The 15,578-nt window shown below is 68.4% G+C and carries 13 protein-coding genes; 8 read left to right on the forward strand and 5 right to left on the reverse strand.

Annotated features, from left to right (window positions below; genetic code table 11):
• Nucleotides 1-67 precede the first annotated feature (67 nt).
• The gene (locus tag CAP40_RS15890; RefSeq protein ID WP_086130534.1) at nucleotides 68-1,759 is read right to left on the reverse strand and encodes an acyl-CoA dehydrogenase; all 1,692 of its coding nucleotides are present in this window, start codon (nucleotides 1,757-1,759) and stop codon (nucleotides 68-70) included.
• An 82-nt stretch (nucleotides 1,760-1,841) separates the two neighbouring features.
• On the opposite strand from CAP40_RS15890, the gene CAP40_RS15895 reads away from it, so the two are divergent.
• Nucleotides 1,842-2,720 carry an L-threonylcarbamoyladenylate synthase gene (locus CAP40_RS15895; RefSeq protein ID WP_086130535.1) on the forward strand — a complete coding sequence of 293 codons (879 nt, stop codon included), beginning with the start codon at nucleotides 1,842-1,844 and terminating at the stop codon, nucleotides 2,718-2,720.
• Nucleotides 2,721-2,773: 53 nt separating this feature from the next.
• On the opposite strand, the gene CAP40_RS15900 is transcribed toward CAP40_RS15895, so the two are convergent.
• Nucleotides 2,774-3,430, reverse strand: coding sequence for an HAD-IA family hydrolase (locus CAP40_RS15900; protein ID WP_086130536.1), 657 nt, complete (start codon nucleotides 3,428-3,430; stop codon nucleotides 2,774-2,776).
• A 138-nt stretch (nucleotides 3,431-3,568) separates the two neighbouring features.
• On the opposite strand from CAP40_RS15900, the gene aqpZ reads away from it, so the two are divergent.
• Complete coding sequence (gene aqpZ, locus CAP40_RS15905) at nucleotides 3,569-4,300, forward strand: aquaporin Z (RefSeq protein WP_086130537.1); 732 nt, start codon at nucleotides 3,569-3,571, stop codon at nucleotides 4,298-4,300.
• Nucleotides 4,301-4,346: 46 nt separating this feature from the next.
• Here aqpZ and msrA read toward each other — a convergent pair whose 3' ends face one another.
• Entirely contained in the window at nucleotides 4,347-4,892 is a 546-nt protein-coding gene (msrA, locus tag CAP40_RS15910; protein ID WP_086130538.1) for a peptide-methionine (S)-S-oxide reductase MsrA, read from the reverse strand.
• Nucleotides 4,893-4,960: 68 nt separating this feature from the next.
• On the opposite strand from msrA, the gene galE reads away from it, so the two are divergent.
• Complete coding sequence (gene galE, locus CAP40_RS15915) at nucleotides 4,961-5,959, forward strand: UDP-glucose 4-epimerase GalE (RefSeq protein WP_086130793.1); 999 nt, start codon at nucleotides 4,961-4,963, stop codon at nucleotides 5,957-5,959.
• Here the strand turns inward: galE and CAP40_RS15920 are convergent.
• Nucleotides 5,950-6,633 carry a phosphatase PAP2 family protein gene (locus CAP40_RS15920; protein WP_179188272.1) on the reverse strand — a complete coding sequence of 228 codons (684 nt, stop codon included), beginning with the start codon at nucleotides 6,631-6,633 and terminating at the stop codon, nucleotides 5,950-5,952. The two genes, galE and CAP40_RS15920, sit on opposite strands and share 10 nt — an antisense overlap.
• Before the next feature lie 300 nt (nucleotides 6,634-6,933).
• Nucleotides 6,934-9,048 carry a TonB-dependent receptor gene (locus CAP40_RS15925; protein WP_086130540.1) on the reverse strand — a complete coding sequence of 705 codons (2,115 nt, stop codon included), beginning with the start codon at nucleotides 9,046-9,048 and terminating at the stop codon, nucleotides 6,934-6,936.
• A gap of 238 nt (nucleotides 9,049-9,286) precedes the next feature.
• Between CAP40_RS15925 and CAP40_RS15930 the strand changes: the two genes are divergently transcribed.
• The 5 genes from CAP40_RS15930 to CAP40_RS15950 all read left to right on the forward strand — a co-directional run bounded on the left by CAP40_RS15930 (nucleotide 9,287) and on the right by CAP40_RS15950 (nucleotide 15,566).
• Entirely contained in the window at nucleotides 9,287-9,817 is a 531-nt protein-coding gene (locus CAP40_RS15930; protein WP_086130541.1) for a hypothetical protein, read from the forward strand.
• Between the two features lie 126 nt (nucleotides 9,818-9,943).
• Entirely contained in the window at nucleotides 9,944-11,323 is a 1,380-nt protein-coding gene (locus CAP40_RS15935; RefSeq protein ID WP_144034395.1) for a polysaccharide lyase 6 family protein, read from the forward strand.
• Nucleotides 11,323-13,518: an alginate lyase family protein gene (locus tag CAP40_RS15940; protein ID WP_086130543.1), complete on the forward strand. Its 2,196-nt coding sequence runs from the start codon at nucleotides 11,323-11,325 to the stop codon at nucleotides 13,516-13,518. Before CAP40_RS15935 ends, CAP40_RS15940 begins: the two co-directional genes overlap by 1 nt.
• 3 nt (nucleotides 13,519-13,521) lie before the next feature.
• Complete coding sequence (locus CAP40_RS15945; protein ID WP_086130544.1) at nucleotides 13,522-14,817, forward strand: MFS transporter; 1,296 nt, start codon at nucleotides 13,522-13,524, stop codon at nucleotides 14,815-14,817.
• Nucleotides 14,814-15,566, forward strand: a complete 753-nt coding sequence (locus CAP40_RS15950; RefSeq protein ID WP_086130545.1) for an SDR family NAD(P)-dependent oxidoreductase — start codon at nucleotides 14,814-14,816, stop codon at nucleotides 15,564-15,566. The genes CAP40_RS15945 and CAP40_RS15950 overlap by 4 nt, the downstream gene beginning before the upstream one ends.
• Nucleotides 15,567-15,578 lie beyond the last annotated feature (12 nt).

The raw sequence follows: 15,578 nt of genomic DNA on the forward strand, positions 1-15,578 counted from the left end.
CGGCGCCAATATCCGGCGAGTTGTCCGCGGGCTTCCGCTATGCTCCCACGCTCTAAAGGGGGAAGCTCTACGCGGCGAAGCCCTCGGCATCGATCGCGTAGAGCATTTCCGCCTTGGCCATGGCCGCCGGCTTGAGCCCCATCGCCTCGGGCACGATCTGCGCGACATAGAAGCGCGCGGCGGCCTGCTTCATCTTCAGGAACGCGGGATCGCCCTCGCTGCGCGCGGCGGCGCGGCCGCTCGCTTCCATCAGCCAGCCGCATACCGCCGTCGAGAGCATCGTCAGGAACGGGTAGCTGGCAGCCAACCGGTCATCCGTCTCGCTTCCCAGCAGGTTGCGGGCGACGTCCTCGCACGCGTCGATCAGGTTGAGCAGGCCGATGTCCTCGGCGTCCTCGCGCATCTCGCCAAGCAAGCCGAGCAGCGTCCCGCCATTGTCCATCGACAGCTTGCGCCCGACCAGGTCGGCGGCCTGGATGCCGTTGGTGCCTTCATAGATCGGCGTGATGCGGGCGTCGCGGAAATGCTGGGCGGCACCCGTCTCCTCGATATAGCCCATGCCGCCATGGACCTGGACGCCCAGGCTGGCGACTTCGTTGCCGAGATCGGTGCCATGCGCCTTGGCGAGCGGAGTCAGCAGCTCGACGCGCCTCTCCGCTGCGGCATCGCCGGCCCGCGCCCGGTCGAGCTGGCCGAAGGCGTAATAGACCAGGGCCCGTGCCGCCTGGGTCTGCGCCTTCATCCGCAGCAGCATGCGGCGGACATCGGGATGTTCGACGATCGCGACCTGTTCGCCGCCGCGATAGCCCTGCACGCGCTCGCGGGCATAGGCGACGGCGCGCTGGGTGGCGCGCTCGGCCACCTGCACGCCCTGCAGGCCGACATTGAGCCGGGCATTGTTCATCATCGTGAACATCGCCCGGATGCCGCCCAGCTCGGGGCCGACCAGCTCGCCGATGCAATCGTCATGGTCGCCGAAGCTCAGCACGCAGGTGGGCGAGGCGTGCAGCCCCATCTTGTGCTCGATCGAGACGGTGCGGACGTCGTTGAATTCGCCCGGCGTGCCGTCTTCGCCCAGCCGGTATTTCGGCACCAGGAACAGCGAGATGCCCCGGGTGCCGGCGGGCGCGCCCGGCGTGCGGGCAAGGACGAGATGGACGATGTTCTCGGCCATGTCGTGATCGCCGAAGCTGATGAAGATCTTGGTGCCCTTGATCTTCCACTTGCCGTTCCCGGCCGGCTCGGCGCGGGTCTTGAGCGCGCCGACGTCCGAGCCCGCCTGCGGCTCGGTGAGGTTCATCGTGCCCGTCCAGGCACCGGTCGAGAGGTGGGGGAGATAGGCCGCCTGCTGCTCGGGCGTGCCGTGGTGCATCAGCGCCTCCACCGCGCCGACGGTGAGGATCGGCGCCAGCGCGAAGCCCATGTTCGCCGTACCCAGCGTCTCCAGCACCGCGATCGACAGGCTCACCGGCAGGCCCTGGCCGCCATGCTCGACAGGCGAGCCGATCGTGCCCCAGCCGCCCTCGACATAGGCCTGGTACGCATCCGCGAATCCGGCCGGCATCTTCACGCCCTCCGGCGTCCATTTCGGGCCGCTGGTGTCGCCCTCCCGCTCGAGCGGCGCCCATTCGCCCGCCGCGAACGCACCGGCGCCCTCCAGCACCGCGTCGGTCATCTCCCCCGCCTCCTCGCTGATCTCGCCCAGGCGGACGATGGTCTCGAGCACGAAGCGCTGGTCGGCGGTGGCGGGAGTGAACATGGGGCCTCTCTTGTGGTCTGGTTTCGCGCCGTATAGCTCGCGGGGCGTGAGCCCGACAAATCCGCGCATCTTACCCTACGGCATGGCCGCGATCGCCGAGGCGGCCGCGCTGATTCGCGCCGGCGAATGCGTCGCGATACCCACCGAGACCGTCTACGGGCTCGCCGCCGACGCCACCGATTCGCGCGCGGTGGCCGGCATCTATGCCGCCAAGGGGCGGCCGAGCTTCAATCCGCTGATCGTCCATGTGCCGGACCTTGCCACCGCCGAGCGGATCGCGGTCTTCGACGATCGCGCGCGCGATCTCGCGGCGCGCTTCTGGCCGGGGCCGCTCACCCTGGTGCTGCCGGTGCGCCCGGATGCCGGCATCGCCTCGCTGGTCACCGCCGGGCTCGACACGATCGCGATCCGGGTGCCGCGCCACCGGGCGATGCAGGCCTTGCTGGCGGCAAGCGGCACGCCGCTGGCCGCGCCTTCGGCCAATGCCAGCGGCGCGATCAGCCCCACCCGGGCCGAGCATGTCGCCCGGAGCCTCGCGGGGCGGATCCCGCTGGTGATCGACGACGGCGCGACTCCGGCAGGCGTGGAGTCGACGATCGTGATGGGCGAGCGGATCCTGCGCCCGGGGCCGCTCGGCGCCGAGGATCTCGGCCTCGCGATCGCCGTGCCGGACGGCAGGATCACCGCGCCGGGCCAGCTCGACAGCCATTATGCGCCGTCCAAGCCACTGCGGCTGAACGCGACCGAGGCGAAGGACGGCGAGTATCTGATCGGCTTCGGCGCGATCACCGGGGCCGAGACCTTGTCCGCCGGCGGCGACCTTGCCGAAGCGGCTGCGAACCTGTTCGACGCGCTGCACCGCGCCGATGCGAGCGGCGCGCCAGCCATCGCCGTGGCGCCGATCCCCGAGTCGGGCATCGGCGTCGCGATCAACGACCGGCTGCGCCGCGCCGCGCACTAGGTCCGGCATCGATCCTCCTCTCTCGGAGGAGGATTTCCGAAGGTCGACCCGTCCTAGCCGGCGACCAGCCGCAGCCAGCCCCGCGCATCGGTCTCGACGTCGAGGCCCCGATAGTCGGCCCGCATCGGATGCACCGTGTCGAGCGCGCCGTGATGCGTCTCGGTGATCACGATCGCTGCGGCTCCGGCCGCGTCGGCGGCGGCGATGCCGGCGGGGCTGTCTTCCCACACCAGGCAATCGCCGATGGCGACGCCGAGCCGCTCGGCGGCGGCGAGGAAGCAGTCGGGGGCAGGCTTGCCGTGCGCCACGTCCTCGGCGGTGATCACCACCTCGGGCAGCGCCACGCCCGCCGCCGCCAGCCGGCGCAGCGCCAGCGCGCGCGGCGCCGAGGTGACCAGCGCCCAGCGATCCGCGGGCAGGCGGGAGAGGAATGCCGCGGCCCCGGCGATCTCCGCCAGGCCGTCGACATCGTCGATCTCGGCCTGGGTGAGCGCCTCCGTCTCCGCTTCGGCATCCACTCCGGCGGGCGCGAAGCGGCGGATCGTCTCGATCGCGCGGACGCCGTGCAGGGCTGCCATCAGCGGATCGGCCGCGATGCCGTGCCGGGCCGCCCAGGCGCGCCACACCCGGTCGACCACGGCCAGGCTGTTCACGAGCGTGCCGTCCATGTCGAACAGGAAGGCGGCGAAGCTGCGATCGGGAAGCGTCATCGCCTTTCCCTCACCACAGCCGCCGCCGTGCCGCAACCGCGATCCGCATCGCTTTGCATTCGCCGCGCGGAAGACCTACAAATCTGCGCAGGTCTGGGGGGTTGGGAGAGAGACCGGAAACAGCAGGAGGGCAATATCATGAGCAATGTGCAACGCGGGCTCGCCGAACTGATCGGCACGTTCTGGCTCGTTTTCGGCGGATGCGGCAGTGCCGTGCTTGCCGCTGCGTTCCCCGATGTCGGTATCGGGCTGGCGGGCGTCAGCCTGGCCTTCGGCCTCACCGTGCTCACCATGGCCTATTCGATCGGCCATATCTCGGGCTGCCATCTCAATCCGGCCGTCACCTTCGGCCTGTGGGCCGGCGGCCGCTTCCCGGCCAAGGACATCCCGCTCTACGTGATCGCACAGGTGATCGGCGCGGTGATCGGCGCCGGGCTGCTCTGGTACATCGCGAGCGGCGGGCCGGGCTTTGCCGGCGGTCTGGCGTCCAACGGCTTCGGCGCGCATTCGCCCGGCCATTTCTCGTTCGAATCGGGCATGGCGATCGAAGTCGTGCTGACCTTCATGTTCCTGATGGTGATCATGGGATCGACCGACAGCCGCGCCCCGGCCGGCTTCGCGCCGATCGCGATCGGGCTGGCGCTGACGCTGATCCACCTGATCTCGATTCCCGTCACCAACACTTCGGTCAACCCGGCGCGCTCGACCGGCCCGGCCCTGCTCGAGGGCGGCATCGCGCTGCAGCAGCTCGTCTGGTTCTGGATCGCGCCGATCGCGGGCGGGCTGCTCGGCGGCTTCGTCTACAAGGCGCTCGGCGCCGAGGCGGGCAAGCGTCCGCCGATCGAAGGCGAAGCGCTGCCGGCGGAGTGATTCGGGAAATCCTCCCCCGGGCGAAACCGGGGGAGGATCGTTCGGGTCAGGCCGTCGCGCCTTCCTTGCTCCGGGCGGCGAAGCTCTTGCGGAGCTTGCGCAGCTTGGGCGGGATCACGGCCAGGCAATAGGGGTTCCGCTGGCCGTCGCCCTGCCAATATTCCTGGTGATAGTCCTCGGCCGGCCACCATTGGCCGAGCGGCTCGATCGCGGTGACGATCGGCTCGGGCCAGTCGGGACGGGCCCGGTCGATCGCGTCCAGCGCCTCGCGTTCCTGCTCGGCCGAATGCGGGAAGATCGCCGAGCGATACTGGGTGCCGATATCGTTGCCCTGGCGGTTGAGCTGGGTCGGGTCGTGCGTCGCCAGGAAGATGTCGAGAATCTCGCCATAGCTGATCTGGTCGGTATCGAAGCCTATCCGGATCGCCTCGGCATGGCCGGTCTCGCCCGAGCAGACTTGCTTGTAGGTCGGGTTCTCCCTGGTCCCCCCGATATAGCCGCTTTCGACCGACTGCACGCCGATCACGTCGTTGAACACGGCCTCGGTGCACCAGAAACAGCCCCCGGCCAGCGTTGCGGTCTCGATGGTCATCGTGAACTCCTTGCTATCGGCGCAAAGATAGGATTGAGCGAGGCCCGAGCAAAGGGATGAGGTCGAAGATGCGCGAAGGCACGGTGCTGGTGACGGGTGGGGCAGGCTATATCGGCAGCCATGCCGTGCTGGCGCTGCTCGATGCCGGCTGGAAGGTCGTGGTGGTCGACAATCTCGTCACCGGCTTCGACTGGGCGGTCGATCCGCGTGCCGCGCTGGTGGTGGCCGGCATCGAGGACGATGCGGCGGTCCGCGCCGCGATCCGCGCGCATGGCGTGATCGCGATCATGCATTTCGCCGGTTCCGTGGTGGTGCCCGAGAGCGTGACGGATCCGCTCAAATATTATCGCAACAACACCGCGGCCAGCCGCGCGCTGATCGAAAGCGCGGTGGCCGAAGGAGTGAGGCACTTCATCTTCTCCTCCACCGCCGCGACCTATGGCATCCCCGAGGTCGTGCCGGTGCGCGAGGACAGCCCGAAGCGGCCGATCAACCCCTATGGCATGTCCAAGCTGATGACCGAGATCATGCTGGGCGATGTCGCCGCGGCGCATCCGATCAACTATGCGGCGCTGCGCTATTTCAACGTTGCCGGTGCCGATCCGCAGGGCCGCTCCGGCCAGTCGACCGCGGGGGCGACGCATCTGATCAAGGTCGCGGTCGAGGCGGCTACGGGCAAGCGCGGCCATGTCTCGGTCTTCGGCACCGATTTCGATACGCCCGACGGCACCGGCGTGCGCGACTATATCCATGTCAGCGACCTGGCCGCCGCGCATGTCGATGCGCTCGACCTGCTGATCGCGCGACCGGGCGAGAGCCACATCCTCAACGCCGGCTATGGCCGCGGCTTCTCGGTGCTCCAGGTGCTCGACGCGGTCGACCGGGTTACCAATGTAACGATCGAGCGCAGGCTGGAAGGGCGCCGCGCGGGCGATCCCGATGCGCTGATCGCGGACAATGGCGCGATCCTGGCGGCGCTGCCCTGGCGGCCGCGGCACGACGATCTCGAAGGCATCGTCAAGGATGCGCTCGCGTGGGAGCGCAAGCTGGCCGAGCGTCAGGGCTGAGGGCGCCGGAGCAGCGCCAGCTCGATCCGCCACCACAGCATCGCCCAGACGCCGCCGAACGCCCAGCCGGCGGCGACGTCGCTCGGCCAGTGCACGCCCAGATAGACCCGGCTGATCCCCACCGACAGGGTGAGGACCAGCGCGACGACGAGCACGAAGGCGCGGATGCGGCGATCGGGCAATACCGGGAAGAGCAGGGTGGCGAGCGTGAGGTAGACGATCGCGCTCAGCGCGGCATGGCCGCTGGGGAAGCTCTTCGAGGTTTCCTCCATCAGCCGCCCGACCAGGTCGGGCCGCGAACGGCTGACCAGTGCCTTGATCGTCTCCACGGTGAGCGAGCCGAGCGCGGTCGCGCCGACGAGGAGGAGCGCGGTGCGCAGCCGGCCGGCGAGCCAGAGGAAGATCGCGCCGACCAGCACGAGGAAGCTCAGCACCGTGGTGCTGCCCAGCGCGGTCACGTCGCGGACCGCCGAGGGCAGCCAGGCTGGGCCGATCGGATGTCCGTCCGTCCGCATTGCCAGCATGATCGCACGGTCCATGGCCGCGCCGTCGCCCTCGACCAGTTCGTGCCCGAACCAGAGCAGCGCCAGGAGGAACAGCGCGAGGCCCGCCGCGGCGAGGACCGGCCAGGGCAGGCGGCGGGAAGCGGGCGGGGCTTCGGGGGCGGGATGCATCGGCATTGGATCGCGTAACGAGAGGCGCGATGCAATGATCCGGCCCAACTTCAATTCCGTCATTCCCGCGAAGGCGGGGATGGCGGCGATCAGGTGGGGAGGGGCCAAGGCGTATCGACATTCAACCAATCCTCCCCCTCTCCACTCCGTCATGCTGAACTCGTTTCAGCATCCAATTCTCCACCAGCGATACCGCTGGCGGCACGTTGGACCCTGAAACAAGTTCAGGGTGACGAAGAAGGTTGGTTCGGAGTGTTCCGGCCTGCCAAACCACTCCCTTGGCCTGAATGTCGATTGGCTCTAGATCTGGATGCGCGCGGTCACGCGGATGTCGCGGCCGGGCAGGGGCGCATAGTCCTTCAGCACGCTGGCGGCACGGCGCGCCTCGACGTCGAAGATGTTGTTCGCGGAGAGCTGCAGGCTGGTGTTCGAGCCGGCGCCCCAGGGTTTCCACGAGATCGAAGCGTTGACGAAGGTAAAGCCATCGGTCGGCGTCTCGAAGGCCGAGATGCGCGTCTGGTCGAACACATGCTCCACTTCGCCGCGAAGCGTGAAGCGATCCGAGGTCGCCTCGAGCCCGCCATTGATGCGCAGCGGCGGAATGCGCGGCGCCGGGCCGGTGCCGACGATCTCGGCATGGACATAGTCGGCCAGCGCGGTGGCGTTGATCGTGAAGTCCTTCACCGTCGCGAGGCGGAACGAGCCCTCGGCCTCGAAGCCGTAATAGCGGGCATTCGCCTGATTATACTGGAACACCGGCAGGTCGTCCCGCGTCGCGCCGGTCGGCGTGTCGTAGATATAGCCGGTGAACCAGTTGTAATAGGCCGCGGTCGAGAAGGCGAAGCCGTCGCCCGAGCCCTTGAAGGTCGCCTCGACGCCCCAGCTCTTCTCGGTGCCGAAGTTCGGATTGCCGATCTCGAAAGCCTGGGTGCCGGCGTGCGGACCGTTGGCGAACAGCTCCTCCGGGGTCGGTGCCCGCTCGGCGCGCGAGACGTTGATGCCGAAGCGCATGCCCTGGGCCACCGCATAGCTGGCGCCGAGCGAGGCGGAGAAGCTGTCGAAGCTGCGCTTATAGGCCGGGTTGCCGATATCGGCATCGGCCTGGGCGCTCAGATTATTGTGCTCGAAGCGCGCCGCCGCCTCCGCCTTGAACGGGCCCATGTCGAGCGACTGGAGCGTGAACAGGCCGAATTGCTGCGCCGAATTCTTGGGCAGGAACTTCTCGTCGCCGACCACATGCATGTCGCGCAGCGAGAACTGGCCGCCGATCATGCCTTCCCAGCCGCCGCGCGCGGCCTGGACCAGTTCTAGCCGGCCCTCATAGCCCTGATTGTAGAAGGTGGTGCCGACGGCGCCGTCCTCCGCGATCTCCGAATGCTTATAGTCGGCCGCGGCCAGGCGCGTGCGGATCTGCTTGAAGATGCCGCCGCCGGTGTCGACTTCGCCACGGATGTCGACGCGGGTCTGCTGCGCATGGAGGCGCACCTGCTCGGCCTCGATCGACGGATCGAGCGAGTAGCGGATCGGCACGCCGTAGAAAGTGTCGAAATGGCTCACCGAGAAGCCGAGATTGTTGTTGCCGTCGATGATCGCGGCGCCGCCGGCCACGTCCCAGGTCTTGGCGGCGGTGTTGGGCACCTTGCCCTTGAGGTCGGCCAGGTCCTGGATCGCGGGATCGGCGCTCGCCGCGGCCTGGGCGCGGAGCGCGGGCGACAGGACATAGCCGCCGGTGCGCTGGTCGCCGGTCTGCGAGAAGCTGCCATCGGCGTGGAGCACGATCTTGCGCGTCACCGGCACGTCCGCCGCGCCCGAGACCGAGCGCTCGTCCGCGGCGCTGCCATAGCTGGCGATTCCGTCGAAATGGATCGCTTCCTGGGGCATGTGGCGCGGAATGCGGCTGTCGATGACGTTGACCACGCCGCCGATCGCCGAGGGGCCGAAGATCAGCGCGGTCGGCCCGCGCAGCACTTCGATGCGGTCGGCGGTGAGCGGGTTGATGATCGGCGCGTGATCGGCCGAGGTGTTCGACACGTCGATGCTGCCGATGCCGTCGGTAAGCAGCGGCGCGCGGGCGCCGATGAAGCCGCGCAGCACCGGGCGCGAGGCATTGGGGCCGAACGACGAGGCCGAGACGCCGGGCTGCTGGGCCAGGGTCTCGCCGATCGTCGGGCGCAGGTCGCGGGTGAGTTCGTCCTTGGCCAGGACAGTGGTGCCGCCCAGCACATCGGCGGTGTTGCGGGCGCGGGTGCCGGTGACGACGATCTGGGCGCCCGGCTGGTCATGATCCTGCGGGGCCGTCGCGGAGCTGCCGGTGTCGCTCGCCGGCGCCGCGGCCACCGTGCCGCCCATGTCGCTCTGGGCATAGGCGGGCAGGGCGAGCAGGGCGGCGGAACCAAGCAGCAGCGGACGCAACATCGACGAATCTTCCCGAACCATGAAACTTGCTGCGCCGCGGTAATCGCGATGATATAAGGTATCAAGTTCTTTTGTCCCGCTTCCGGACCGACTGGCCGTCGCGGGCGCTTGCGGGCGGCGCGGCGTCGCTCCGTCTGGGGATCGTTGCATTTGCGGAAACCTTGCGATGCCGCGCGCGCGACTAATCCCGCGCCCGCACCGCACCTAGATAGCGGCTCGTCGAACAGGAGAATTTGCAATGGCATATCTCGATAGCCGCGCCGCGCTGCTGGAAGGCATGGCCGGCGCCGTGCCGGCCGAGGCCGTGCTGAGTGCGCTCGAATTGCGCACGCTCCAGCTTTCCCAGGCGGACGGCCGCGCCTCGTTGCGCGCGCCGCACCGGATCGAACGGCTGGGGGCGATGCTGTTCGGCTCGCGCCGGGTATCCGGCCTGGCCAACCCACGGCTGGAGGCGCTTCGCCGCTTCGCCATCCTGTACCGGCTCGAAGGCGCGGCGATCGATGCCGGCGAGGCCATGCGTGCCGAGGCTGCGGGCTTCTCGGCCGCGACGCTGGATCGGGTTCGCCGGATCGTCGACGGCTGGCCGCGCCGCGCCGGTCCGCTGCTGCGCGCGGCATCGTTGCTGGCGGGGCTGGCCCTTGCCGCGGCGGCGGGCGCGGCGGCCTATTTCTGGCTCGCCGACGAACTGGAACCGGCGGTGGCCGCGATCCTGCTCGGTGCCGGCGCGGTGACGCTGGCGCCGCTCTTCGCCGGGCACGTTCGGGGCTGACCATCATGGTATAGAACCACTATGCCATTTCTGGTCCAGTAAATTGGTATTCAAATTGGCTTGCGCATAACGATCCCGACTGGTAGTCCACTCACATCGGCCATCAGAGCCGGTGGGGAGGATCCGTTGCGACCCTGGGCGCTGTCGATGATCATGGTTGCGCTTTCCGCCCTTCCGGCGGCCGCGCGGGACATGCTCGTCCATGATCAGCAGGAATATGCCGCCGCGGCGAAGATGCTGGCGCCGGGCGACCGCATCGTGCTCGCCGATGGCGAATGGCGCGATTTCGCGGTGCGCCTCTCGGGCATGGGCCAGGCGGACAAGCCGATCACGCTGACGGCGGAGACGCCGGGCAAGGTGATCCTCACCGGTCGATCGAGCTTGCGCATGGCGGGCACCTGGCTTGTCGTGTCGAGCCTCGTCTTCAAGGGCGGCCATGGCGGCGACGAGGAACTGATCGCCTTTCGCGACGGGGCGAAGCGCTGGGCGGAGAATTCGCGGCTGACCGGCGTGGTGGTCGACGGCTATGGCCCGCCCGACGCGGCCCGGACCGATCACTGGGTGGCGCTCCATGGGCGGAACAACCGAGTCGATCATTCGCACTTCGCCGGTAAGGCGCATGGCGGGGCGATGCTCGTCGTGGTGCGCGCGGCGAACGCGCCGCTCGATAACCATCACCGCATCGATCACAATTATTTCGGCCCGCGTCCGCCGCTCGGCGAGAATGGCGGCGAGACCATCCGCATCGGCACCAGCCAGGAATCGCAGAGCGATTCGTTCACGGTGGTCGAGGACAATTATTTCGAGCGCTGCGACGGCGAGGCCGAGATCGTCTCGATCAAGTCGGGCGCGAACATCGTCCGGCGCAACACCGTGGTCGAGAGCCAGGGCGCGTTCGTGATGCGCCATGGGCATGGCAACCGCATCGAGGACAATGTCTTCTTCGGCAACGGCGTGAAGCGCACCGGCGGCATCCGCGTGATCAACCGCCACCAGATTGTGCGGAACAACTATCTGGAGGGGTTGGCCGGCGAAGGGCCGTACAGCGCGATCTCGCTGATGAACGGCGTGCCCAATTCGCCGCTCAACCGCTATGCCCGGGTCGAGGATGCGCTGGTCGCGCGCAACAGCGTGATCGACGCGGCGACGGTGACGCTGGGCAATGGCGCGAGCGAGGAGCTGTCGCTGCCGCCGATCTCGACCCGGTTCCTGGACAATCTCTTCGTCAATGCCAGGCGCGGCGATCCCTTCGTCGCCAGGGCGGACATTGCGGGGATCGGCTTTGCCGGCAACGTCCTGTCCGCGACCGGCCCGGCCGCCCTGCCCATCGCGATGGACCGCCGCCAGGTGACGCTCGCGCGCGCCGCCAACGGCCTGCTCTATCCGACCGATCCGGCGCTGGCGAAGACGGGTGCCGATCGCACGCTCAAGCCCATCGCACGCGAGGAGACGGGTGTCTCCTGGTACGCCAAGCCCGCGGCCTCGCCGCTTCCGGGAAACCATTGATGACTCGTTTCGCGTTTCTTCTCGCCGGCACCTATCTGCTCGGCACGCCCGCCATTGCCCAGACCGCGCCGGGTGCGCAGCCCACGCTGTTTCGCGCTTCCGAGATGGCGGCGACCGCGACGGAGGCCACGGCCTATCCGCTGTTCGCCGCCGAGCTGAAGCGCGTTCGCCGCGAAGTCGACAAGGCGATCAAGGCCGGCATGGTCGTGCCGGTGCCCAAGGATCCGGGCGGCGGCTACACGCATGAGCAGCACAAGCGGAACTACACCGCCATCTATGGCGCGGGGCTCCTCTTCCGCATCACCGGCGAGCAGCGCTATGCCGATTTCGCCAGGGCGGAACTGCTCGAATATGCCAGGCTCTACCCGACGCTCGGCAACCATCCGGCGGCGAGCGACCAGCGCCCGGGCCGGCTGTTCTGGCAGAGCCTCAACGACGCGGTGTGGGCGGTCTATGCCGTGCAGGGCTATGACGCGATCCGGGATACGCTGAGCGCGGCCGATCGCGCGACGATCGACGACAAGCTATTCCGCCCGATGGCGCGCTTCCTGTCGGCCGGCCAGGCCGAGGAGTTCGACCAGATCCACAACCATGCCACCTGGGCCTGCGCCGCGGTGGGCATGATCGGCTATACGCTGCGCGACCAGGATTTCGTCGCGGTGGCGCTGAAGGGCCTGAAGCGCGACGGCAAGTTCGGCTTCCTGGCGCAGATCGACCAGCTCTTCTCGCCCGACGGCTATTATGTCGAAGGGCCCTATTACCAGCGCTACGCGATGCTGCCCTTCGTGCTGTTCGCGCGCTTCATCGCGGCGAACCAGCCCGAATTGAAGATCTTCCAGCACCGCGACGGGGTGTTGCTGAAGGCGATCCGGACTTCGATCCAGACGACCCATGGCGGCTATTTCTTCCCGTTCAACGACGCGATGCCGGACAAGAGCCTGAAGACCGACGAGCTCTATCAATCGGTGGCGATCGGCTATGAAGCGACCCGGGACCCGGCGCTGCTCTCGATCGCCAAATGGCAGGGCCGCACCGTGCTGACGCCCGACGGCCTGATGGTGGCGCGCGACCTGGCGGCGGGGAAGGCCCAGCCTTTCCCCTTCGCCTCGCAGTTCCTCAGCGACGGGCCCGGGGGCGACATGGGCGGTCTCGCCATCATGCGCTCGGGGCCGGCCGACACCGACCAGGTGCTCGTCGCCAAGAATGCGGCGATGGGCATGGGCCATGGCCATTTCGACAAGCTGAACTGGATCCTCTACGACAACGGCCATGCCATCGTGACCGATTATGGCGCGGCACGCTTCCTCAACGTCGAGAGCAAGGACGGCGGGCGCTACCTCAAGGAAAACGAAAGCTGGGCGAAGCAGACCGTCGCCCACAACACGCTGGTGGTGAACGAGACCAGCAATTTCGGCGGCAAGTGGAAGCTGGGCGACACGCTCGCGCCGAAGCAGCTGTTCTGGGCAAGTACGCCCCAGGCCACCGTGAGCACCGCCGAGATGACCGGCGCCTATCCCGGGGTGCGCTATCGCCGCACGCTGGTCCAGCTGCCGGTGGACGGCATCGAGAGCCCGATGATCGTCGACCTGCTCGACGTGACCGGCGACAAGCCCGCCACCTATGACCTGCCGCTCCATTATGCCGGCCAGATCACTGCGATCGGCTTCCCGCTCCAGTCGAATGCCGCGGAGCGGCCGGTGCTGGGCAAGGCGAATGGCTATCAGCACATCTGGGTCGACGCGACCGGCACGCCGGGCGCGGACAATGGCGCGATCACCTGGATCAACGACAATCGCTTCTACACCTACCGCATGCTCGCGCCGGCCGGCGCCAGCGTTATCCTGGGCGAGAGCGGGGCGAACGATCCCAGGTTCAACCTGCGTCGCGAGCCGCTGCTGATCGAGCGGGTGACCGGGGCCGCCAGCGCCCAGTTCGTCAACCTGCTCGAGCCGCACGGCAACTACGACGCGGGAGAAGAGAAGACGACCGCGAGCAACAGCCGCGTGAAGAGCTTCACCCATGTCCGCACCGGCGACGCGGACGTGATCACGATCAGGCTCGCCGACGGCCGCGGCATCACGCTCGCCATCGCCTTCTCGGCCGATGCCGGCGCAGCGCACTCGGCGACGGTCGACGGCAGGAAGCTCGACTGGAAGGGCCATTTCTCCCGGTTCGACACGGGCAAGGGGAACTGAGCCGTGGCCAGGGTCAAGGGCCTGCGCTGGCTCGTCATCGGCCTGATCGGGCTGGTCACGGTGATCAACTATATCGATCGCAACGCGCTCGCCGTGATGTGGCCGGCAGTGTCGAAGGACATCGGCGCGGACAAGGCGGACTATGCGCTGCTCGTGACCATGTTCATGGTCGCCTATGCCTTTGGCCAGTCGCTGTTCGGCAAGCTGCTCGACCGGATCGGGACGCGGATCGGCTTCGTCGTCGCGATCGCCGTCTGGTCGGTGTCGATCGGTGCCCATGCACTCGTCCGCTCGCTGGGGGCGCTGCTCTGCCTGCGCGTCACGCTCGGCGTGTCGGAGGCGGGCAATTGGCCGGGCGCGGTCAAGGCCAATGCCTTGTGGTTCCCGCCGCAGGAGCGTGCCTTCGCCCAGGGCATCTTCAATGCCGGTGCCGCGATCGGCGCGATCATCGCCGCACCGGCGGTGGCCGCGCTCTACGGTGCGTTCGGCTGGCGGGCGACCTTCGTGCTGGTCGGCGTGCTCGGCCTTGTCTGGCTGATCCCCTGGCTGTTCGTCTATCGCGCCGATCCCGATCGCCATCCCTGGCTGAGCGACGCGGAGCGCGCCCATATCGCCGCGCGTCCCGCAGCGGCCGACGCCCCGGAAAGCGCGGCGCCGGCGCCCGGCATGCTCGCGCTGCTGCGCTACCGCCAGAGCTGGGCGATCCTGCTCGGGCGCTTCTTCCTCGATCCGGTCTGGTGGCTGTTCGTCTCCTGGCTGCCGATCTACCTGGCCGAGACCTTCGGCTTCGACGTGAAGCAGATCGGCATGTTCGGCTGGGTGCCGTTCGTCGGCGCGATGCTGGGCAGCCTCCTCGGCGGCTGGTTCTCCGGCGTGCTGATCGCCCGGGGCTGGAGCGCGCTGGCGGCGCGCAAGCTCGCCATCGCCATCGGCTGCGCGATCATGCTGCCGGCACTGCTGCTTGCCGCCGGCGCATCGACGCCGCTGGCGGCGGTGCTGCTGATCGCAGTGATCCTGTTCGGCTTCCAGGTGGCGATCAACAACATCCAGACCATGCCGGGCGACTATTTCGCCGGTGGCGCGGTCGGCAGCCTTGCCGGCATCAGCGGCACCGCCGCGGTGGCCGGCACGCTGATCACCACCTGGCTGGTGCCGGTGATGACTGCCCAAGGCTATGCGCCGATCTTCGCGCTGGCCGCGGCGATCGTGCCGCTCGCGCTTCTCGCCATTCTGATCCTCGGGCGCGGCGTGCCGCGCATCGCGGACGCAACTCTCCAGACCAAGCAGGATCCAGCATGAAATTGAAGGACAAGGTCGCCATCGTGACCGGCGGCGGGCGTGATATCGGCAAGTCGGTTTCGCTGCAGCTGGCGGCGGAAGGCGCCAGGGTCGCGGTCAATTATCGCAGCGACGCCGAGGCCGCGCAGGCGACCGTGGCGGAGATCGAAGCGGCCGGCGGCACCGCGATCCTGGTACAGGCCGATGTGACCAAGCCCGAAGAGGTGTCGAGGCTGGTCGCGGAGACCGTCGCGGCATTCGGCCAGCGCGTCGACGTGCTGGTGAACGTCGCCGGCGGCATGGTCGCCCGCAAGACGCTGGCCGACATGGACGAGGCGTTCTTCGACCAGGTCATGGAGCTGAACCTTAAGTCGGCCTTCCTCGTCACCAAGGCAGTGTTGCCGCACCTGGGCGAGGGCAGCGCGATCGTGAACCTCTCCTCGCTCGCCGGCCGCGACGGCGGCGGGCCGGGCGCTTCGATCTACGCGACTGCCAAGGGTGCGCTGATGACCTTCACGCGCAGCCTGGCCAAGGAGCTGGGTCCGCAGGGCATCCGCGTCAATGCGCTGTGCCCGGGGCTGATCGGCACCAGCTTCCACGACATCTTCTCCAGGCCCGAGGGCCGCAAGGCGGTGGCCGGCAACACGCCGCTGCGCCGCGAAGGGCATCCGGACGAAGTGGCCTCGGCCGTGGTCTTCCTCGCCTCGAACGACGCGTCGTTCCTGACCGGGGTGAATCTGGACATCAATGGCGGCCTCGCCTTCTCCTGATCGGGGATCGCA

This window comes from Sphingomonas sp. IBVSS2, assembly GCF_002127225.1.
Lineage (GTDB): Bacteria > Pseudomonadota > Alphaproteobacteria > Sphingomonadales > Sphingomonadaceae > Sphingomonas.

Bases quoted from the DNA above. Each gene is read 5' to 3' on its own strand.
- CAP40_RS15890 (WP_086130534.1), bottom strand. From the start codon at position 1,759: ATGTTCACTCCCGCCACCGCCGACCAGCGCTTCGTGCTCGAGACCATC.
- CAP40_RS15895 (WP_086130535.1), top strand. From the start codon at position 1,842: ATGGCCGCGATCGCCGAGGCGGCCGCGCTGATTCGCGCCGGCGAATGC.
- CAP40_RS15900 (WP_086130536.1), bottom strand. From the start codon at position 3,430: ATGACGCTTCCCGATCGCAGCTTCGCCGCCTTCCTGTTCGACATGGAC.
- aqpZ (WP_086130537.1), top strand. From the start codon at position 3,569: ATGAGCAATGTGCAACGCGGGCTCGCCGAACTGATCGGCACGTTCTGG.
- msrA (WP_086130538.1), bottom strand. From the start codon at position 4,892: ATGACCATCGAGACCGCAACGCTGGCCGGGGGCTGTTTCTGGTGCACC.
- galE (WP_086130793.1), top strand. From the start codon at position 4,961: ATGCGCGAAGGCACGGTGCTGGTGACGGGTGGGGCAGGCTATATCGGC.
- CAP40_RS15920 (WP_179188272.1), bottom strand. From the start codon at position 6,633: ATGCATCCCGCCCCCGAAGCCCCGCCCGCTTCCCGCCGCCTGCCCTGG.
- CAP40_RS15925 (WP_086130540.1), bottom strand. From the start codon at position 9,048: ATGTTGCGTCCGCTGCTGCTTGGTTCCGCCGCCCTGCTCGCCCTGCCC.
- CAP40_RS15930 (WP_086130541.1), top strand. From the start codon at position 9,287: ATGGCATATCTCGATAGCCGCGCCGCGCTGCTGGAAGGCATGGCCGGC.
- CAP40_RS15940 (WP_086130543.1), top strand. From the start codon at position 11,323: ATGACTCGTTTCGCGTTTCTTCTCGCCGGCACCTATCTGCTCGGCACG.
- CAP40_RS15950 (WP_086130545.1), top strand. From the start codon at position 14,814: ATGAAATTGAAGGACAAGGTCGCCATCGTGACCGGCGGCGGGCGTGAT.